Consider the following 20,018-nt stretch of genomic DNA (forward strand, 5'->3'; position numbering starts at 1 on the left):
CGGCTGCGGGTGCGGCGTCCAAGACCGATCGGGTCGGCGGCGATACCGCACGGGTATTGGTCGTGGTCATCGCCGGATACCATGACCTGGTGGAGACGCGGGAGATGCGATACTTCGTCGCCGTGGCCGAGGAGTTGCACTTCGGACGGGCGGCACAACGGCTCGCGATCGCGCAACCACCACTATCGCGAGCCATCCAGCAGCTCGAACGGCGGCTCGGAGTCGTCCTGCTGCACCGCACCGCTCGCGCCATCGCCTTGACCGAGGCCGGGGCGGTGCTGCTGCGGGAGGCCCGGATCGCGCTCGACGCGGTCGAAGCCGCCGAGCGGCGAACCCGCCGTGCCGCGACCGACCATCCCGGTGTGGTGCTGGCCACCAAGGCCGGAGCGTCCAGCGAACTGTTGTCGAAGCTGCTGCACGCCTACGCCGCCGAACCGGGCGCCGTGGCAGTCGAGGTGATGCTGTGCGGGCCGGGCCAGCCGGAAAGTCTGCTGCGCAACGGGCGTGCCGACGTTGCTCTGCTCCACCGGCCTTACGACACGACAGCCGGATTCGACACCGAGGATCTGCACACCGAACAGCAGGTCGTGGTCCTGCCTGCCGGGCATCCCCTCGCCAACCGGGCGCATGTGCCGTTGGCCGAGGTCAGCACCCTGACGAACCTGCCCCTGCCCCGCTGGCCTGGACGGGATGGCAGCTATCCGGACGGCCCCGGCCCGCAGGTGCGCGACCATACCCAACTATTCCAACTGATCGCGCTCGGACTGGCCTGCGCGGTCGTGCCCGAGTCGCTGCGAACCCAGCTGCGCGACGATCATGCCGTCGTGCCCGTGCCAGACGCACCGGCCGTCACGACCGTCATCGCTTGGCCACCACACAGCAGATCCAAAGCCGTTGCCGACCTCGTCCACACCGCGACGCGCCTCTAACCGACACACCGGGCCATCCGATACAAACCAGAATGCAAACTGTGGGGTTTCCGTGGGGTCGGGCCAAACAAAACAGGTCAGGCCCGGTTAGAAACCGGGCCTGACCTAGTGTTTTTGTGGAGCTAAGGGGACTCGAACCCCTGACCCCCACGTAGAGCGTCATGAGCTCATCGGGCCGGGGAGGATCGAAGTTCAACGTCCACACCAACGATCTCCTCCGATACTCGACAGATGTGGCCAGATCGATCGGCGTCAGTTGCAGCGAATTAGATTCAGCGACAGGGGATTACACTCCGAGTTGCAGACACTTCGGCCAGGACCGGGCAGTACGGCTTCCACTCGGGCCCCGTCGAGGGACCCCGCGCCGTGCATCTAACCCCAATGACCGGTAGCCAGAACGTCAAATTCCACCGACGGCACCGCAGCGTCCCTATCCACTACGACTGAGATTGGCAGCGACGCCAAAAGGGGGGCCTGATCAGGGGAACACGAGGCGTCGCCAATGTCGCTCAGATCCGCGGGCGGTCATCCATCGGCAGCACCAGACACCATCTCGGCGACGAAAGTGCGGGGTAATCGGGGGGCCAGCTCAAGTCTCCATCGGGACGGCCGAGATTGCTCCTCGAGATCGTCAGACTGCTGTCAGCACAGCCGAGCTGTCCGGCGAAGACGATCGCTGTCGATGTGCGGCTCCACGATGATCGGTGACATCCCGGGCCTCGGCGGATCGGGCGCCGTTCGCCGGGTCAGGCCCGAGGGTTCACGACGAGCGTCCGCCAACGCCGAGGTATCCGTCCAGGCGCGGTCAACACGTGTACACCGCGTGCCCTCTACGTCGTCGGGATCACATCGAAGTACTCAGCCCTGATCTTGTTGAACTGCCGTCGACCGTTATCCATAACCCGGCCGCCGACCTCGCCTTCCGCGATGAGCCGGCCTCGAAGACTGCCGGCATCGAGATCACGGACCGACACCTTCTCGCCAGCGATCACTGTCGGAAGCTCGTAGAGACCATCCGACTCCCGCGAGTCGCCCCACCCCTTCGAGTCCAGGTTGATCGCTCCCCACACCCAACGGCGCGCCGGCGGTCCGGTGACACCGATCAAGTACGCAGGCACCTCGGATGTAACGTCTTTCCACCGCTCTACGTATTCGCCCATCGCCCACCATCTACGGATCCGGTCATAAGTGTTGATGACCTTGCGACGCGCTCCCAGATCGGTCAGAGCCAGCCGGGGTGCCGATCCCTTGCGCGGCCCGAGGTTGGTGAAGTTCGCCGAGCTGATGTACACCGCGACAGCACCACCGGCGTCGGCCAGATCTTGAGGGGTGAGCGCTGGCTCGAACCGCCTCTTACTGAGGCTTTCAGGCAGACCCAGCGGGCCGAATTGTGGTCCCCTTTCGAACCGAAGATTGAGCAGACCGGTATCCCACAGAGCCGAGATCCGCTGGAAGGAACCTTCCTCGGTGGCTGCATTTTCTCCGGGCGCGCTGCCGGCCGGGCTGCCGCAGAAAGCTGATGAACCGGCCGATGGGCCCGTGCGGAACGGCCAGAAAATCAACTACGGCATCGATCGAGGTCAACAGTCGGCCCGAATAAAGACGATCTCGGTCGCACCATATCTGAACCTTGACTCGCACAGCTCACCATCACGAATGCAGCGGCGCTGACGTAGACGGTGACGCTGACCGTGGTTTTCTCGACGATCGCCATTCGTGGGTGCCGCAGGCGCTGAACCAGGGGCCGATGATGTTTCACGGCGCGGCGGAGTCCCCCGGAACAGCGACGACATGGGCGATATGACCGAGCTTTGCGGGGTTGAACACCCAGTAGAGCCGGTCGATCGTCTCGTCGTCGGCCGCACCGACCCCGAGCCAGGCGATGGGGGCTCCGTCGCGGCTGATCACTACCGACGCGCGACCGTTGGCGTCGACCCAGTCGATGGCGACCCCCGTCCAGAAGTGTGAGGCGAACGCGGCCACGTACTTCGCCACGCGCGTCCGTCCGAATACCGGAATGCGCGAGGCATTGCGCACCGCGCCGCCGCCGTCGGAGTAGCTGGCGACATCGGTGGCGAAAAGCGCCTCGAGTTCATCGAATTCACCGGCGCGCGCGGCATTCAAGAAGGCAGCGAGCAGACGACGCTGATGCACGGTGTCGACTGATACTTGCCGGTCGGACTCGATGGCCTGGCGTGCCCGGCTCACCAGCTTCCGCGCGGCTGGTTCCTTGATTTCGAGGACTTCGGCGATCCGGCCGTAGGGGTAGTCGAAAGCTTCCCGCAGGACGAACGCCGCCCGCTCGGTCGGCGTCATCTTCTCCAGGACGACCAGTACCGCGGTTTCCAATGCCGCGGCGCGCTCCGCGCCGAGCGAGGGATCAGCACTGGTGTCCACGGGCTCGGGCAGCCACGGGCCGATATAGGTTTCCCGGCGGACCCGCGCCGTCTGCGTGGCATTGATCGCCTGCCGGGTGGTCATGGTGACGAGGAACGCCTCCACATCACGCACGGAATCGCGGTCGGCGTAGGACTGCCACTTCACCCAGACGTCCTGGACGATGTCCTCGGCGTCGGCAACAGTGCCGAGCATTCGGTAGGCGATGCCGAACAGCCGGCCCTTGTGCGCGGAGAAATCGTCGACGGCTTTACCCAGGTCGGTACCCGCGGGTCCGCTCATCGCGCGGTCGTTCCGGCGCCACCGGCAATCGCGTGATTCATATCCCCCGCCTCGATTCGGACACCATCTGCCACGACATTACTCGCGCCAGCCGTACGCGGGTGGCGTGGCATACAGCAACCACGCTGAGCGAGCAGCACCGAACAGCGGGTGTCGAGTGCGCCCACACGACGCCGTCATTCGACCAATTTGCCTTCCGTCGATACATCTCGCATGAGCCGGGCGATATCGTCGGGGATCGCGGGGATCTCCTCGCGTTCGAGCTTGCCGGGACCGGACCACACGAGGTTCACCCGCAGCGCCGGATCCAGGTCAGGGTAATCGGACCGATTGTGGCAGCCACGGGTTTCGCGTCGCTCCAGCGCGGCTTCCAAGGTGGCGCGTGCCGCGAGCACCGAGGACTTCAGATCGAAGGCGTGCGCCAGATCCTGGAACCCGGCGGCGTCGGGGTGCACGCCGATATTCGTCATTCGATCCTCGACCTCGTCGAGTTCGGCCAAGCCTGCCCAAATCCCGGTCTCGTCGCGCACCACGCCGGCGTGCTCGGTCATGGTGTCGCGCACGGCGCGTTGCAGGGCCCGTACGTTCTCCTGCCCGTCGACCGCCAGCAGCTCATCGATCTCGGCGCGGGCCTCGACGAGCGCACTGTGGGACCGACGCTGTGCGACCAGCTCGGCCGAGTACCGCGCTGCCGCCTCGCCGACGATCCGGCCGTAGACGAGCAGTTCGATCAGCGAGTTGCCGCCGAGCCGGTTGGCGCCGTGCAGACCGCTCGATGCCTCGCCGATCGCATAGAGGCCCTCGACGCCGGTACCGTGATCTTCGGAGCGAACCCACACTCCGCCCATGGAATAGTGCGCCGTCGGCGCGATTTCGATCGGATCGCGAGTGATGTCGAGCATTTGCAGCTCCAACATCGTCTGGTAGACGCGCGGCAGTCGCTGCATGATCGTTTCGCGAGGCAGGTGCGAAACATCCAGCCAGACAGCATCGTTCGGGGTTCCTCGACCCTCCTTGATCTCGGTATAGGCGGCCAGTGCAACCCGGTCGCGGGTCGAGAGTTCCATGCGTTCCGCGTCGTAGCGCCGCATGAAGCGCTCTCCCGCGGCGTTGCGAAGAATGCCGCCTTCTCCCCGTGCGGCTTCCGATACCAGTGTCCCGGCCGCATTCTCGGGTTCGATGAGCCCGGACGGGTGGAACTGCACGAGCTCCGGGTCACGAATCCGGCCGCCCGCGAGGACTGCGAGCCGGAACGAATCACCGGTGTTCTCATCACGTCGGGAAGAGGTGCGACGCCAGATGCGGGTGTGCCCCCCGGCGGCGAGGATTACCGCGTCGGCTCGGAACACGTAGCGCTCGCCACTGTCGAGATCGAAACCGTAGGCGCCGAAAACCACGTTGTCACGCATCAGGATTCGGGTCACATAGCAGGTATCGATGATCTGGATGCCGAGCTGCGCGGCCCGGTTCACCAGGGTCCGCTGGATCTCGAGGCCGGTGTAATCACCGGCGAACGCGGTGCGCCGGTAGGTGTGCGCGCCGAAGAATCGCAGCGATATCCGTCCGTCGGATTCGCGAGCGAACGGCATGCCCCAGCGCTCGAGATCCTCGATTCCGCGCGCGGCGTTCTCGGCGACGACCTGGGCGGTATCGGGCCGCGCCAGTAGGTAGCTTTCGGTGATCGTGTCCGCCGCGTGCTGCTGCCAGCTGTCCTCGACGTCCATGGTCGACAGCGCGGCATTGATGCCGCCGGCAGCGAGGGTGGTGTGCGCGTCCGCCTTCGGCCGCTTTCCCACCACCAGGACGTCGATGCCGCGCTCGGCCAGTTCGATCGCCGCACGGAGGCCGGATCCGCCGGTGCCGACGACGAGCACCGACGTCGCGATCTGACGTTCGCCGGATGTGAGCATCGATTCGTTCCCTTCCGAAGGGGCAGTTCGCGCGGGCGGGCCGATTGCCGCCCGCGCGAACAGTTCAGTTGCTGGTCAGCCACTCCGACAGCCGCGTCTGCGCCAGTTGCGCATCGCTGCCGGGCAGCAGCTCGCGCTGCGGCACCGCCCCGAAATACCGGGCCTCGGGATCGGTGACCACCGTGCGCGCATCCGACCGCGCGCTCAGCACGGTGCGGATCCATTCGTCGAGGGCGATGACCTCCGGGCCCCCGATCTCGATGGTGCCGTTCTTCGGCTCGCCCGCCGCCGTACGGCCGACAGCGGCTGCCACATCGTCCGCGGCGATCGGCTGCACACTGGAACCCGGGAGCCGCACCTGACCGTCAACGGTCGCGGAATCCGCTATACCACCGGCGAATTCGAAGAACTGCGTGGCGCGCACGATCGAGTACGGCAGGCCCGATCCCTCGATCAACTCCTCCTGCGCCACCTTCGCCCGCAGATACCCGGAATCCGGCAACCGTTCCGAACCCACCACCGACAGCGCGACGTAATGCCCGACACCGGCCGCGGCGGCGGCCTCGAGCAGGTTCGTCGTGGAGGTCCGGAAGAACTCCATCACGTCGTTGTCGGCGAACGACGGAGAATTGGAAACGTCGATCACCACGTTCGCGTCCTGCAGTGCTTCTTTGACTCCCTCACCGGTGATGGAGTTCACGCCGGTATTGGGTGCAGCCGGAACCGCCTGGTGGCCGTGCTCACCGAGTCGTGCGACGAGCTTGGAGCCTATCAGGCCGGTACCGCCGATGACGACGATCTTCATGCTCATTCCTTTCGTTCGGACGTTGCCGCGGGGCCAGCGAAACTCCGCTATATCAAGGACAGGGCAGGCGGTGATTTTGTGACAGTGCTTGTGCCGAGGCCGTTCGATTACGCTCGATCCTGCGGCGCTACGTACTCGAAGGTCGGCCCCGCGGTGGTGCGGCCGTCACCGCTGGGCATCTTCATGAGCGCTTGGGCTTGGGACTTCAACGCGTACATCGCCCCCACCGCATCCCGCATCAGCGACGGGCTGCCGTTGAAGGTGTCCTCGAGTAGATACAACAGCAGGCAGTAGGTGTTGTTGAATTCCACCTGCGCGAGGCGGACCGCGCTGCCTTCCGGATAGTCGGCGGTGCGGGGGTTGGGGCGCATCGGCAGCACTTTGTTGGGGTCGAACAGGATCGGTTCACCAGTGGGCCCGGACTGCGGGGTGTCACCGAGCTGGAACCGCTTACCTTCCTTCAGTTCGAGGAAGCGATAGTAGTGGGCGACCTCGTCGCGATCGGGATGGAAGACGTCCTTCTCGCCGTCCCACACCTCGGTCCGCGCCGCGCCTTCGCCCTGCTCGACGATCTCGGCCAGCGCCGTCAGCGCCGACTTCAGATCGTGCACCGGAACGACCTGTCCGCCACCACTGTTGAAGTGCATCTCGTTGATCTGCCGACCGGGGTCGCCGCAGAAGACGGCATCCTCGCCGAGGGTGTCGACCAGCGAGATGAGACCGAGTTCGACGGCCGCGTAGAACTGCCCGATCGTGTGGTAGCCGTCGGATTCGGGTAGCGCGTCCGCCGAGGCGGGCCGTTCGATGTTCAAGAACAATTCGAGGGCTTCGGAACCGAACGGCGCGAGCTGTATTTGTACGGATCGATCGCCGTGCGGCAGCGGATGCGGATACGCGGGCAGCAATTCGGGCGCGTCGAGCTTGGGCTCGCCACCTACCGCATTGAGCAGATTCGCCGCCAGCGCCAAGTGCAGCATCTCCTCTACGAATACGCTGCTGATGACCTGTGCCGCTTCGGCATTGGCGCCCGGCTCCAGCGAATACAGCGCGCACATGTACGGCGGTATGGTCGCGTGCTCGAGCTCGATCGCCCACTGCAGATGGCGACGCAGATCGTCCATTGTCTCGATGGCGTGACCCGTGCTGATGTCCATAATCGAACCTCGTCTCGACAGGTGTTCATGTGGTGTCGACAACTAGGACAGTGCGTCCGGGAGAACTGTGACAAGAACTTGCGACTCGCCGTCGCAACACCGGGCCGAGCTCGCGGGGCTCGAACACGGCGATCGTTTTCGGGTCCGGCGGCGGGAGCAAGCCGCTGAAACACGACCCAACCAAAACGCGGGGTAACCGCGGGGCCAGACACAATGAAACAGGTCAGGCCCGGTCTTAGACCGGGCCTGACCTGCTATTTCTGTGGAGCTAAGGGGACTCGAACCCCTGACCCCCACACTGCCAGTGTGGTGCGCTACCAGCTGCGCCATAGCCCCTGGTTGGTTGCGCTCCGGCTTCCCGGCCGCGCTTGAATGAAGTTACACCAACGGTATGTCGGCGACCAAATCGCCTCGATTCGGGGGTGACAAGAGCGGGCGCATGGGCTTAGTATCGAACACATGTTCGAAACGATTCGATGAGGGTGAAGGGCGCTAGCCAGTCGGGCGCTCGGAACGGCCAGAGCGGATGGGGTTGCTGGTTTGTTCGTTTCGAGTGTCCGACTCCCCGACGGGGATCGAGCGGATGTGAGACACCTCGAGGTGCGGTCTAGGGACAGGGGGCCGGATCGCGCTGTCGAGTGCGCGGGCCGGGCAGCGGCAGGTGGAGCCGCTGCCCGGCCCCAGGCCACCTGAAAAACTCGGCGAGCGGCGATCTCGGGGGCTGGGGATGTCGGGTCGCGCCGTCGAGTGGGCCGGGGCGTCGATTTGGTGGAGTCGGCGTTCCGGCCCTTCCGTTCGCCGGAAAGCTGCCGGATCACGAGGAGGTCGACTACATTGCCGAGTCGGCATCCGGCGACGGAGCACGCCGGAAGGACAAGATCACCGGCCTTGCCGGGTACGAGCTGGGCGTGAGTCGGGTACCGCGCCTATGTCCTCTCCCCCATGGGCGGCCGAGGATGCCGCCGACACCCGTCGATGCAGCTGGTGAAGGTCCGCCGTGTCTGAGGTCGGGACGTGCTCGGCGGATGTCAGCTATACACTCGCGCGCAGCGACTACGGTCGCACTGAACCGGCGAGCGCGACCACCCAGTTCTCGTCGTTGGTGTCGACCTTGGTCGTGCCGTCGAACACCGCGGGGGTGGCCGCGGAGCCGCCCAGCGCTTCGCCGAGCGCCGCCGTCTGCGCCATCGCGGTGCTGCGCGCGGAGTCGACCTCGGCGCCGGTCGCGATGCATTGCCGCACGGGCTCGGCGGCTCCGGCGTCGCCCGCGATCGCGGCGAGTTCCTCGTTGCTCAGGTCTGCGCCGCCTTCGCTGGGACGCTTCGTGGTGAACAGTTCGGTGTGGAACTTGGAGTAGACCGGCCCCGAACCCGCTTCGGCCACACACTGGTTCGCGGCGACGGCGCGCGTCGAGTAGTCCTTGCTCCGAGAGCGGGCGTCGAGGAAGTTCACCAGGCGATAGCGCACGGCCAGCGCGCCCGCATCGATCTGCTGCGCGATCTCCTGGCCGTAGATGCGCTCCAGGCTGCCGCAGCCGGGGCACAGCGGGTCCTCGAAGATGTCGATGGTCTTCTTCGCGTCCGGGCGGCCGAGCAGGATCGAGCCGTTCAGCTCGAGCACCGAGTGCACCGCAGGGTCCCGTACCGAACCGTAGCCGTCGTTGCGGACGGCCGCGTCATCCCGCCCCCAGCGGATCGCAGCGATGACGATGAGCACGATCAGCACGAGAGCGACCGCGCCGAGCGCGTAGGTGGTCGCACTGGACATCGGCCGTGGAGTGTAGTTCGAACGCGATTCGCTCACATTGACACTCTGCCGCAACGAATCATCGTTCCCCCCGCCGGGCCACTGATCCGACGGCCGTCTACCGCGCGGCTACCGGAATACCTGCCAGGGAATTCCGGGCGGTTTCCGCGTAGCTCAGCGCCTGCGGCGGTCACGCCACTCCGGCCGCCGACGTCGGCCGCGAGACATCGGGCGCCCCGGCGGATATCCCGCCTCGTCCGAGTCGACGACCGCGGTGCCCGGCGCGGTCCGCACGGGTTTGGCGTCGGCTACCGCACCGCGGCGATCGCCGATCCCGGCCGGAGGACAGCCCGCCGGTCCGTCGGACTCCGCCGCCGTCCGGACACCGTCCGTCGCCGACTCGCGCCGATCAACCACGGTCCGCGGATCTGCCGCGCCCTCTCCCGGAACCGCCGCGGGCTCGGCCACCACGGGCACCGGACGGTCGGCGACCGGCGCGCCGGATACCTCGTTCAGCGCACGGTCGATCCGCGCCGATTGCCGCCCGGCGTCGTCCGCTCCTGGGGAGCGTTCGGACGGAATTTCCAGGTGAACGGGAACTCCCCGCCGCAGCGGCTCGGGCACGACAATCCAGACGAGCGCGGCAACAGCGAGCAGCGCGCCGGTCACGCCGAGCGCGAGCCCGTAGGACACCTGCTGGGCCAGGGCGCCGACGGCGACCGGCCCGATGACGGTGCCGAGGTCGGCGGCCATCTGGAAACCGGCCAGCACCGGCCCGCCGCGCGCCTTGGGGCCGATGATGTCGGCGACGGCCGCCTGCTGGGTGGGAGTGAACATGCCGGAACCGACCCCCGCCAGGAACGAGGTGGCGAGCAGCCAGGGAAGGTCGGTGGCCAGGCCGAGTCCCGCTGTGCCGACCGCACACACCAGCGAGCCGCTGATCACGAACGGTTTCCGTCCCCACCGGTCGGACAGCCGCCCCGCGGCGAACAGCACCGTGACGTTGCCCGCGGCGAACACTGTCAACGCGACGCCGGCCATCCCCGGCGCTTGGTGCAGCACCTCGACGACGAGCAGCGGCACCAAAGCCATCCGGACACCGAAAACGGCGGCTCCGTTGGCGAAGTTCGACAGCAGCACCGCCCGGTACTCCGGCCGCGCCCAGCCCTCGCGGAAGGACATCATGCGGGCGCCGCCGACCGGCTCCGGCGCGGCCAGCTCCGAATCGCGCAGGCTGAAGTACACCACCACGCTCACGACGAACAACGCCACAGCGTAGATCACGAACGGCCAGCGCAGCCCGAGCCCGGACAACCCGCCGCCCACCAGCGGCCCGCTCACCGAGCCGACCAGGAAGCTGGTCGACCACAATCCCGAGACCCGGCCGCGCTGTTCGGGCGGCGACATCCGGATGACCAGCGCCAACGACGACACGGTGAACATGGTCGATCCGATGCCGCCGAGCGACCGCAGCACCATGAGCTGCCAATAGCTCTGGGCCAGGGCGCTCGCGCCGGTGGACGCGGCGACGATCAGCAGCCCGCCGAGATAGACCGAGCGCTCCCCCAGCCGCTGCACCAGCCGCCCGCTCACCGGTGCGAACAGCAACCGCATCAGCGCGAACGCGGAGACGATGGCCGAGGCGGCCGCCACGCCGACGCCGAATCCACGGGCGAACTGCGGCAGCACCGGGGCGACCAGGCCGAACCCGATGGCGATGACGAACGCGCCCCCGACCAGCACCCAGATCTCGCTGGGCAGGGGCTTGGATCTACCGGTCACCGGACAGCGCCTGCCCCACCAATTCCTCCGCGGCCGTCTGCACCTCGGCGAGGTGTTCGGGCCCGTGGAACGACTCCGCGTAGATCTTGTACTTGTCCTCGGTGCCGGAGGGGCGCGCGGCGAACCACGCGTTCTCGGTGGTCACCTTCAGGCCGCCCAGCGGCGCGCCGTTGCCCCGCGCCCTGGTGAGCACGGCGGTGACGGGCTCCCCGGCGATCTCCTTCGTCGTGATCATGTCCGGAGTCAACTTCGCGAGCAGCTCTTTCTGTTCCGCGGTGGCGGGTGCGTCGATCCGCGCGTAGGCGGGGCTGCCGTAGCGGCGCTCGAGTTCGACGTAGCGCGCCGACGGGCTCTGGCCGGTGACCGCGGCGATCTCGCCGGCCAGCAGCGCGAGCAGGATGCCGTCCTTGTCGGTGGTCCAGACCGTGCCGTCCATCCGCAGGAACGACGCGCCGGCGCTCTCCTCCCCGCCGAATGCCAGGCTGCCGCTGAACAATCCGGGAACGAAGAACTTGAATCCGACGGGCACCTCGTGCACGTCGCGTCCGAGCACGGAGACGACACGGTCGATCATCGACGAGGTCACCGCGGTCTTGCCGATCTTGGTCAGCGCATCCCACCCCATCCGGTTGGCGACCAGGTATTCGATGGCCACCGCGAGAAAGTGGTTCGGATTCATCAACCCGCCGTCGGGCGTGACGATGCCGTGCCGGTCGGCGTCGGCGTCGTTGCCGGTGGAGATGTCGTAGTCGTCCTTGATCCCGATCAGCGAGGCCATCGCGTAGCGGGAGGACGGGTCCATCCGGATCTTGCCGTCGCTGTCGAGGGTCATGAACCGCCAGGTGGGATCCACGAACGGGTTGACCACCTCGAGCTCGAGATCGTAGCGCTGGCCGATCTCCTCCCAGTAGTCGACGCTGGCGCCGCCCATCGGGTCGGCGCCGAGGCGGATGCCCGCGCCGCGGATCGCGTCCAGGTTCAGCACGTTGGGCAGGTCGTCGATGTAGTAGTCGAGGTAGTCGTAACGTTCCACGCCGCTGGCCAGCGCGCGCTGCAACGTGGTGCGCTTGACCTCGGTGAGCCCGTCGCGCAGCAGTTCGTTCGCGCGCGCGGCGATGGCGTCGGTGGCCGTGTTGTCCGCCGGGCCGCCGTGCGGCGGGTTGTATTTGAAGCCGCCGTCGCGAGGCGGGTTGTGCGACGGGGTGACCACGATGCCGTCGGCCTGACGCTTGGCGCCGCCCCGATTGTGGCGCAGCACAGCGTGACTCAGCGCGGGCGTGGGGGTGTAGCGGTCGCGCGCATCGATCACCGCGGTGACGTCGTTGGCGGCGAGCACCTCGAGCGCGGTGGTCCAGGCGGGCTCGGACAGGGCGTGGGTATCCCTGGCGAGATAGACCGGGCCGGTGATGCCCCGGGTGGCGCGGTACTCCACGATCGACTGCGTGATCGCGAGGATGTGCGCCTCGTTGAAGGCGCCGTCCAGGCTGGAGCCGCGATGTCCCGACGTTCCGAACGCCACCCGCTGGGCCGGATCTCCCGCGTCCGGCACACGGCTGTAGTACGCCGTCACCAGGTGCGCGATATCTTCCAGATCGGTGGGACGTGCGGAACGCCCGGCTCGATCGTGGGCCATGCTCGGGTCTCCCTTCCGTATCGGCTGCGCCCGGCTCGTCATGAGGATCATGTCCACGACCGCCCGGTCACCGCCGACCCCACGGCCACGTCGTTCACGTCGGCCACCCGCCGGAACCTCTCGTAGCCGTACATGCTGAACGTGGTCGGCACGGTGCGGAAGCCCGCTTCCGCGGCGGCGAGCGGCCGACGGCCCGCCGACGCGCCGCTCAGATCGCCGAGCCGCGCCGAACCGACAATGGTAACGGCCGCCGCGTGGACCGGCAGCGGCGAGGTGAAACCCGCTGCGGCCACAGGGGCTACGGCGGATCCGGCGGGCTTGCCTCGCGGTCTGGTCATCGCTCGCCTTCCTGCCACTGGTCCACCGGCGCCAAGGTGACGTTGACCGAAGCGAACAGCTCGGCATTCCGCTCGACGAAGGCGCGCAGGCGCTCCGGCTCGTCGACCAGCATCAGCAGCAACGGAAGGTGGTCGGCGACGTCGAGGATCCGGGTGGTGTGCACGTGCGAGGACGCACCGTAGCCCTCGATGCCGCGCCACACGCTGGCGCCCGCCAGGCCGGTATCCCTGGCCCGGCGCACGATCTCGTGATACAGGGGCGTGTGCCGCCACTTGTCGTCCTCGTCGAGCAGCACGGTGAGCCGTGCGGCGGGCCGCCATCGTCCCGCCGTGGCAGCGCCCGTTTGCGAACCACTCATTGCCTGCCCCCTTCCGTCGTGCCGTTCCCGTCGATCGCCGAGCCGAACCAGGTAACCACCGTGCCATGCCCGCCGGGCTCCGCCGTCCCGGCCGCACCACCGCCACTCCCCGAGGCGGCCGAGCGCGGGGAGCGCCGCGCCCGGTCCGAGGAGTCTACGAACCCCGCGGGAGGGGTGGAGAGGGTGGTGCGACCGCCGGGTGCGCCGATGCCGAGAAGGGTGCGCAGCAGTCTCTTGGCTACCCACGCCGAAGCGGCTGGAATCCTCGCGAATTCCGATGTGCAGAGCATCCCATGACCTTCACCCCGTAGGTCGGAAACGGGACCGCGCACGGCAAAGCCCGCCACCTCTACTTACCCCGTATTTTGCACCGATAATGGTGATTCTGGAGCGCTTTGCCCTGCGCGGCGGACGAGCGGCGCGTGTCGTGCGCGACGCCGGGCGGCATTGTGGACAACCCTGATTCGGACGACGGCGGCGCACGGGAAGGTCGATCCTCGACACTGCACTCTCCCGCCGGGAGCAGCCGATTGGCAATCCCGGAGCACAGATTCGGCCCGAGTACGGCGGGTGCGTCTCGCCACGCTCGCCGACGAAGCGGATCGCGCGCCGCGCGGTTCGACGACGACGGCCGCCGCTCCTGCGACGAGGTCGCGGGAGCGGCGGCCGTGCGGTACGCAACCGGATAGGCGGTGGCGCACTCGGATCAGTGCGCGAGTACCGGCTCTCCCTCGGCGGGCACCGGCACCGTGCTCGGCATCAGCACCGCGGTGAGGATGCCGCCCGCCACGAAGATCGCCGTGGCCCACCAGAAACTGGTGGTGTAGCTCTCGATCGCGGACTGGGCGATGGACAGCGGGTCCGGCGCGCGGGTGGACAGGTAGTCGGTGGCCGCGGACGCCGCGATGGTGCTCAGCAGCGCCGTGCCGATCGAGCCGCCGACCTGCTGGCTGGTGTTGATCATGGCCGAGGCCACGCCCGCGTCCTCGTGCTGCACGCCCGAGGTGGCGCCCTGGAAGGCGGTCGACATCGCGCCGCCGAGGCCGAGACCCAGCAGGATCAGGGCGGGCAGGATGTGGCTGGCGTAGCCGGTGTCCAAGCCGATCCGGGTCAGCCAGGCCATGCCCGCCGCCGCGATCAGGAAGCCGCCGCTGACCACGATCTTCGGGCCGAACTTCGGCAGCAGCAGCGACGGCGCGGTGGTCGAGGAGGCCACCATCGCGGCGACCATCGGCAGGAACGCGACGCCGGTCATGATCGGCGAATAGCCCAGGGTGAGCTGCATGTAGTAGGTGAGGAACAGGAAGATCGCGAACATCCCGATGCCCATGACGAACACCGTCAGGTAGGAGGTGCCGCGCATCCGGTCGAGCACGATCCGCATCGGAAGCAGCGGGTGCGCGACCCGGGTCTCCAGCCAAGCGAACACCGCGATCAGCGCCGCGCCGCCGAGCAGGAACGCGAGGGTGACGCCATTGGTCCACCCGTCCGACTCCGCGTGCGAGAAGCCGTAGACGATGCCGAACAGACCGGCGGTGACCACCAGCGTGCCGGGGATGTCGAGCTTGGGCCGCTCGGTGCTCGCGTGCTTGGCCAGCAGCAACACCGCGCCGACCAGGGCGACGGCCGCGAACGCGAGGTTGACGAACATCACCCAGCGCCAGGAGGCCCATTCGGTGAGCGCGCCGCCGAGCAGCAGCCCGATCGCACCGCCGGTGCCCGCGACGGCGCCGAAGATGCCGAACGCCTTCGCCCGCTCGGACGGTTCGGTGAAGGTCACCGTGAGCAGCGAGAGAGCGGCGGGCGCCAGCAGCGCGCCGAAGACACCCTGCCCGACCCGGGCCGCGACCAGCATCTCGAAGCTGGTGGCCGCGCCACCGATGGCGGAGGCGACAGCGAAGCCGACCAGGCCGATGATGAAGGTGTTGCGCCTGCCGAACAGGTCGCTGAGGCGTCCGCCGAGCAGCAGCAGGCTGCCGAACGCCAGCGCGTAGCCGGTGACCACCCAGGAGCGGTCGCCGTCGCTGAAGCCGAGATCCGCCTGCGCGGCGGGCAGCGCGATGTTCACCACGGTCGCGTCGAGCACGACCATCAGCTGGGCGACACCGAGGACGGCGAGCACCCACCAGCGCAGGGCGTGCGAGCCGCGCCGCTCGCTTCCCGTCTGCTCCGGGGCCGGGGCCCCACGGTCGATGGCGGTAGTCATGTGTCCCCTTTGTCTCGAGACTTGATACGGAGGCGACTCCTCCGGTTACCTGAAGAAGGTATCACGATAACGGAGACAACGCCTCCGGTTAATCCCGGAGGTTGATAGAATGGCGGTGTGAATCACGCCACGGTCGCCTCTCCACCCCGGCGTCTGCGGGCCGATGCCGCACGCAACCAGCAGCGCATCATCGCCGCGGCGCGGGAATTGTTCGCCGACCACGGACTCGAGATCACGCTCGACGACGTGGCCGAACGCGCGGGCGTGGGTGTCGGCACGGTCTATCGCCGCTTCGCGAACAAGAAGGAACTGATCGTCGAGGTCTTCGACCAGAACCTGAACGATTTCGCCGACGCGGCCGACGCCGCCTACCGACATCCCGACCCATGGTTCGGACTCGTCGAATTCTTCGAATACGCGTGCAGACACATGGCCACCAATCGAGGCTTCAGCGAGGTGATGCTCGAACTCGAGGACGACGAGACCGACCGGTTCACCGTCGTGCGCGATCGCATCAAGCCCACCGTGACCGCGATCTGCGCTCGCGCGCGCGACGCGGGCGTGTTGGCCGACGGCATCGAGCCCTCGGACTTCTTCGCGCTCGTGCACATGGTCGACGGGCTCGCCGAGTTCGCCAAGCCGGTCAATCCCGATGTCTGGCAGCGGTATATGGCCATCATGCTGAACGGCTTGCGAGGCGACGGCACGCCGCGCAGGCATCTCGACATCCCACCGCTGACCGACGACGAGGTCGAGCAGGCCAAGCAGCACCTGACCTGCGGCTGGCGCAAGCGGTAGCGAAATTGCACCGTAAGTAGCGCAGGTCACGTTCACTCCCGTAAAGTTGGTCACATGACCAATTCGTGGGTGAACTGGGCAGGCGACCAGCAGTGCGCGCCCGCGATCATCGCCACGCCGCGCTCCATCGAGGAAGTGGCCGGCCTGCTGGCCGACGCCGAAGCCGCCGGCCGGACGGTGCGCGTCGCCGGGACCGGCCATTCGTTCACCGACGCCGTCCTCACCGACGGCACGCTGCTGAGCCTGGCGAAGCTGAACCGCGTCCTCGATGTCGACCGGGCGAGCGGCCTGGTGCGGGTGGAGGCGGGCATCAGCCTGAACGCGGCCAGCACCGCCCTGCACGAGCACGGCCTCGCCTTTCCGAACCTGGGCGACATCGACGTGCAGACCGTCGCGGGCGCCATCGCCACCGCCACCCACGGCACCGGCGCCACCTTGCAGAACCTCTCCGCCGCGGTGCATTCGCTGGAACTGATGCAGGCGGACGGCACCCGGGTGGAACTGAACGAGCACACCGATCCCGACGGCTGGCGGGCGGCGCGGGTCGGCATCGGAGCGCTGGGGGTCGTCACCGCCGTGACCCTGCGGATGGCGCCGTCGTTCGTCCTGGAGGGCGTCGAACGGCCGATCCCGGTGGAGGAGGTGCTCGCGGACCTGGATTCGTTCGTCGACGGCAACGACCATTTCGAGTTCTACATGTTCGCGCACAGTCCGCTGGCCATGACCAAGCGCAACAACCGCGTGACCCTGCCCGAGCAGCCGCGCCCCAAGGCGGTCGGCTGGTTCGCCGACATCCTGATGTCCAATCACTTGTTCGACACGCTGTGCAGACTGAGCCGCAGGCAACCGCGCCTGGTCCCCTTCATCCAGCGCAGCGCTGCCTACGCGGGCAGCTACCGGCGTCAGGTGGACCGCTCCTATCGGGTGTTCGCCTCGCCCCGCCTGGTCCGCTTCACCGAGATGGAGTACGCCATCCCGCGCGCGCATTCCGTCGACGCGATCCGCGAGATCAAGGAACTGACCACGCGCTTCGACACCCCGATGCCCATCGAGGTGCGGTGGGTCGCACCCGACGACGCGTTCCTGTCCCCGGCAGGCGGCCGGGACACCTGCTACATCGCGGTGCACCAATACCGGGGCATGGACTTCGAGCCGTACTTCCGCGCCTGCGAAGCGGTGTTCGACCGCTACCAGGGCCGCCCGCACTGGGGCAAACGCCACTTCCAGACCGCGGCGACCCTGCGGGACCGCTATCCCGACTGGGATCGGTTCGCCGAGGTGCGGCGGCGCTTCGACCCGAAAGGCCGTTTCGCCAATCCTTACCTCGACCGGGTGCTCGGCCCGGTCGGCTGAACCCGGCTCACGGGAAGCGCGCCGCCGCGGTCACGAGGCGAGCATCTCCGCGACCAGGCGGGGCACGGCGGTGCCGATGGGTTCGCGGATGATCTCGGTGGCCATGTGGTCGTAGGGCGTCGGCTCAGCGTTCACGATGACCAGATCCGCGCCGTTGTCCACCGCGATGGAGCACATCGACGCGGCGGGCTCGACCTGCAACGACGTTCCGACGGCCAGGAAAATGTCGCTCGTCTGCGCGGTGAGCGCGGCCTTGGTCAAGGTGCGGCGGTCCATCTGCTGACCGAACATCACGGTGGCCGACTTCAGGATGCCGCCGCAGCCGGGACACGGCGGGTCGGGCTCACCCGCGGCCACCCGTTCCAAGGTGGCGGACATCGAGGTCTGGTAGTCGCATTCGATGCAGACCACCTCGAACATGTTGCCGTGGATCTCGATCACCCGGTCCGGCGAAGACCCCGCCCGCTGATGGAGGCGATCGATGTTCTGGGTGATGATGGTGACCACCCGCCCGGCGCGCTCCAAGTCGGCGAGGGCGTTGTGCGCGGCGTTGGGTACGGCCTGCCAGGCCGGATTGTCCCGTCTGGCGAGCCAGGCGCGTTCCCGCAAGCCGGGGTCGGCCACATAGTTCTGATAGGTCGACAGCAATTCGGCGATCGGATCCTTCGTCCACACCCCACGCGGGCCGCGGAAATCGGGGATACCGGAATCGGTGGAGATGCCCGCTCCCGTGAGCACCCCGATCCGGCCGCTACGACTGCGCCACTCGGTCGTCATATCCGCACAGCTTAAGGGCAGCGCGGGGATCGCCGATCACGGATAGACGATGAGAGACTTGTAGGGTTATCATCTCATTGTATTGAGTTCGGCCGATCAAGGGAGATCACGATGACCGCGTCCGTCGCACGCGAATCCACCGGCGCGCGAACGCTGCCGCCCCGCCGCCCGATCGAACCGGGGACCCAGATGTGGGAGCAGACCGGTCTGGTCACCTTCTCCCTCACGGCGGGCTCGGCCTTCCTGCTCCAGACCATGGAGCCGACCATCTCCGCGGTGGTGGACGAGTACTCCACCTTCCGCACCGATCCGATGGGCCGCGCGATGCGCAGCCTGGCGTCGGTGATGATGTGGGTCTACGGCGGCGAGGAAGCGCTCGCCGAGGCCGACCGCCTGCGCGAACTGCACGCGTCGCTGAACACCACCGACGCCAATGGCGTCCGGCACACCGCGCTGTCCAGCGCACCGTGGGCCTGGGTGCTGCACACCGGAACCTTCGCCTTCACCGAGAGCGCCAAGTACTTCGCCAAGCGACCGCTCACCGCGGCGGACAAGGAGGCGTACTTCCAGGAGACGTTGCAGCTGCTGCGCAATTTCTCGGTGGCGCCCAAGGAGATCCCCGCGAACTACACCGAATTCGAGAAGTTCTTCGAAGACACCGTCGCCAACCACCTGGTCGCCACCGACACCGCGCGCGATTACCTGCGGGTCATCCGCTCCGTCGCTCCGCCGAAGCAGCTGCCGCGCGCGTTGCGTCCCGCGTGGAAGGCGGCGGTGGCGCCGATCGGCTGGCTCCAGTACTTCGTGACGGTCGGCACCACGCCCGAGGTCGCGCGGCGCAAGCTCGGACTGACCTGGACCGCGGCCGACGAACGCAAGCTGCGCGTGCTCGGCTGGCTGATCGCGCGACTGGTTCCGCTGCTGCCGGAGCGCCTGCGCTACTTCCCGATCGCCTACGAAGCACGCCGCCTGGAGCGCGACCGGCAGCGGCTGCGCAAGATGATCGACCTGCGCCCGATCTGACACGATCCCGGAAAACCAGTTTCCGGGTGACCACCGCCGGTGGGGTGGGGCGATCCGATCCCATTCGCCGACACTGCCCGTACCCCGGTCGACCCTCGTCGACCGGGGTACGCGTGTCGGCGGCGCGAACTCGCAGCCGGTCTTTCGCGATGCGATGTAGCGGTCGAACCGCGCCGCCCTGACAGCGCCGAACGCGCGACGCATTCCTCAGCAGCGGAGCGCGACGCGGCGATGCGGCGCCCTGTGCACGGCGTCATTCCTCGTAAGACAACCTCTTCGAATACGCGGGTACTGGTGGCGTACTGTCCGGTGACGTCTTGCCGTACGCCCTCGTCGCACTACCGTGCAGTCCACTCCGATGCTCCGGCGGCCCGAGGCACTGCCAACGCTGCGCGATAACGGATTCGGGCCTGTGACCTGCGGTCGCCGTATGCGCGCACCCGCGACAGCACGGCGCGCCGTAACGCCTCGCGGCGCGCTGGTATACGTATCTCGTACGCTACGAAAGCGTTTCGGTTCACCGCGG

The 20,018-nt window shown here is 67.6% G+C and carries 15 protein-coding genes, 1 tRNA gene and 2 pseudogenes; 5 read left to right on the top strand and 13 right to left on the bottom strand.

The genetic code is table 11. The features are described 5' to 3' along the window. Positions 1-89: 89 nt before the first annotated feature. Positions 90-929: a LysR family transcriptional regulator gene (locus tag NA8_RS02315; RefSeq protein ID WP_063048758.1), complete on the top strand. Its 840-nt coding sequence runs from the start codon at positions 90-92 to the stop codon at positions 927-929. Between the two features lie 830 nt (positions 930-1,759). Here NA8_RS02315 and NA8_RS35865 read toward each other — a convergent pair. Then, the gene (locus NA8_RS35865; protein WP_063048668.1) at positions 1,760-2,221 is read right to left on the bottom strand and encodes a hypothetical protein; all 462 of its coding nucleotides are present in this window, start codon (positions 2,219-2,221) and stop codon (positions 1,760-1,762) included. Between the two features lie 156 nt (positions 2,222-2,377). Here NA8_RS35865 and NA8_RS35870 point away from each other — a divergent pair. Next, a pseudogene (locus NA8_RS35870) lies at positions 2,378-2,449 on the top strand (hypothetical protein); the annotation flags it as partial. Between the two features lie 235 nt (positions 2,450-2,684). Here NA8_RS35870 and NA8_RS02325 read toward each other — a convergent pair. From NA8_RS02325 to NA8_RS02375, 11 genes and pseudogenes are all read right to left on the bottom strand, one after another. After that, complete coding sequence (locus NA8_RS02325) at positions 2,685-3,608, bottom strand: RNA polymerase sigma-70 factor (protein ID WP_063048669.1); 924 nt, start codon at positions 3,606-3,608, stop codon at positions 2,685-2,687. A 176-nt stretch (positions 3,609-3,784) separates the two neighbouring features. Next, a complete protein-coding gene (locus NA8_RS02330; RefSeq protein ID WP_063048670.1) occupies positions 3,785-5,518 on the bottom strand; it encodes an L-aspartate oxidase in 1,734 nt (577 codons plus the stop codon). Positions 5,519-5,582: 64 nt separating this feature from the next. After that, positions 5,583-6,323, bottom strand: coding sequence for an SDR family oxidoreductase (locus NA8_RS02335; RefSeq protein WP_063048671.1), 741 nt, complete (start codon positions 6,321-6,323; stop codon positions 5,583-5,585). 107 nt (positions 6,324-6,430) lie between these two features. Continuing rightward, entirely contained in the window at positions 6,431-7,477 is a 1,047-nt protein-coding gene (locus NA8_RS02340) for a ferritin-like domain-containing protein (protein WP_157106477.1), read from the bottom strand. A 263-nt stretch (positions 7,478-7,740) separates the two neighbouring features. Then, positions 7,741-7,813: transfer RNA gene (locus NA8_RS02345), tRNA-Ala, on the bottom strand. Between the two features lie 717 nt (positions 7,814-8,530). Next, on the bottom strand, positions 8,531-9,244 hold the full coding sequence (locus tag NA8_RS02350; protein WP_063048672.1) for a DsbA family protein: 714 nt from the start codon (positions 9,242-9,244) through the stop codon (positions 8,531-8,533). Between the two features lie 582 nt (positions 9,245-9,826). Beyond that, positions 9,827-11,005 (bottom strand): annotated as a pseudogene (locus NA8_RS02355) (MFS transporter); the annotation flags it as partial. After that, the gene (pgm, locus tag NA8_RS02360; protein WP_063048673.1) at positions 10,995-12,638 is read right to left on the bottom strand and encodes a phosphoglucomutase (alpha-D-glucose-1,6-bisphosphate-dependent); all 1,644 of its coding nucleotides are present in this window, start codon (positions 12,636-12,638) and stop codon (positions 10,995-10,997) included. The gene pgm and the pseudogene NA8_RS02355, both read right to left, overlap by 11 nt. Before the next feature lie 47 nt (positions 12,639-12,685). Continuing rightward, the gene (locus NA8_RS02365) at positions 12,686-12,976 is read right to left on the bottom strand and encodes a fluoride efflux transporter CrcB (RefSeq protein ID WP_157106478.1); all 291 of its coding nucleotides are present in this window, start codon (positions 12,974-12,976) and stop codon (positions 12,686-12,688) included. Further along, positions 12,973-13,335, bottom strand: coding sequence for a DUF190 domain-containing protein (locus NA8_RS02370; protein ID WP_063048675.1), 363 nt, complete (start codon positions 13,333-13,335; stop codon positions 12,973-12,975). The genes NA8_RS02365 and NA8_RS02370 overlap by 4 nt, the downstream gene beginning before the upstream one ends. A gap of 706 nt (positions 13,336-14,041) precedes the next feature. After that, positions 14,042-15,541, bottom strand: coding sequence for an MFS transporter (locus NA8_RS02375; protein ID WP_063048676.1), 1,500 nt, complete (start codon positions 15,539-15,541; stop codon positions 14,042-14,044). 117 nt (positions 15,542-15,658) lie between these two features. Between NA8_RS02375 and NA8_RS02380 the strand changes: the two genes are divergently transcribed. Further along, entirely contained in the window at positions 15,659-16,339 is a 681-nt protein-coding gene (locus NA8_RS02380; RefSeq protein WP_063048677.1) for a TetR/AcrR family transcriptional regulator, read from the top strand. Positions 16,340-16,393: 54 nt separating this feature from the next. Next, on the top strand, positions 16,394-17,692 hold the full coding sequence (locus NA8_RS02385) for a D-arabinono-1,4-lactone oxidase (protein ID WP_063048678.1): 1,299 nt from the start codon (positions 16,394-16,396) through the stop codon (positions 17,690-17,692). A gap of 30 nt (positions 17,693-17,722) precedes the next feature. On the opposite strand, the gene NA8_RS02390 is transcribed toward NA8_RS02385, so the two are convergent. After that, positions 17,723-18,469, bottom strand: coding sequence for an SIR2 family NAD-dependent protein deacylase (locus tag NA8_RS02390; protein WP_063048679.1), 747 nt, complete (start codon positions 18,467-18,469; stop codon positions 17,723-17,725). A gap of 111 nt (positions 18,470-18,580) precedes the next feature. On the opposite strand from NA8_RS02390, the gene NA8_RS02395 reads away from it, so the two are divergent. Continuing rightward, positions 18,581-19,492 carry an oxygenase MpaB family protein gene (locus NA8_RS02395; protein ID WP_062969478.1) on the top strand — a complete coding sequence of 304 codons (912 nt, stop codon included), beginning with the start codon at positions 18,581-18,583 and terminating at the stop codon, positions 19,490-19,492. Positions 19,493-20,018 lie beyond the last annotated feature (526 nt).

Origin of the sequence: Nocardia arthritidis NBRC 100137 (assembly GCF_001612765.1) — a bacterium.
Lineage (GTDB): Bacteria > Actinomycetota > Actinomycetes > Mycobacteriales > Mycobacteriaceae > Nocardia > Nocardia arthritidis.

Bases quoted from the DNA above. Each gene is read 5' to 3' on its own strand.
- NA8_RS02325 (WP_063048669.1), bottom strand. From the start codon at position 3,608: ATGAGCGGACCCGCGGGTACCGACCTGGGTAAAGCCGTCGACGATTTC.
- NA8_RS02330 (WP_063048670.1), bottom strand. From the start codon at position 5,518: ATGCTCACATCCGGCGAACGTCAGATCGCGACGTCGGTGCTCGTCGTC.
- NA8_RS02335 (WP_063048671.1), bottom strand. From the start codon at position 6,323: ATGAAGATCGTCGTCATCGGCGGTACCGGCCTGATAGGCTCCAAGCTC.
- NA8_RS02340 (WP_157106477.1), bottom strand. From the start codon at position 7,477: ATGGACATCAGCACGGGTCACGCCATCGAGACAATGGACGATCTGCGT.
- NA8_RS02350 (WP_063048672.1), bottom strand. From the start codon at position 9,244: ATGTCCAGTGCGACCACCTACGCGCTCGGCGCGGTCGCTCTCGTGCTG.
- pgm (WP_063048673.1), bottom strand. From the start codon at position 12,638: ATGGCCCACGATCGAGCCGGGCGTTCCGCACGTCCCACCGATCTGGAA.
- NA8_RS02365 (WP_157106478.1), bottom strand. From the start codon at position 12,976: ATGACCAGACCGCGAGGCAAGCCCGCCGGATCCGCCGTAGCCCCTGTG.
- NA8_RS02370 (WP_063048675.1), bottom strand. From the start codon at position 13,335: ATGAGTGGTTCGCAAACGGGCGCTGCCACGGCGGGACGATGGCGGCCC.
- NA8_RS02375 (WP_063048676.1), bottom strand. From the start codon at position 15,541: ATGACTACCGCCATCGACCGTGGGGCCCCGGCCCCGGAGCAGACGGGA.
- NA8_RS02385 (WP_063048678.1), top strand. From the start codon at position 16,394: ATGACCAATTCGTGGGTGAACTGGGCAGGCGACCAGCAGTGCGCGCCC.
- NA8_RS02390 (WP_063048679.1), bottom strand. From the start codon at position 18,469: ATGACGACCGAGTGGCGCAGTCGTAGCGGCCGGATCGGGGTGCTCACG.
- NA8_RS02395 (WP_062969478.1), top strand. From the start codon at position 18,581: ATGACCGCGTCCGTCGCACGCGAATCCACCGGCGCGCGAACGCTGCCG.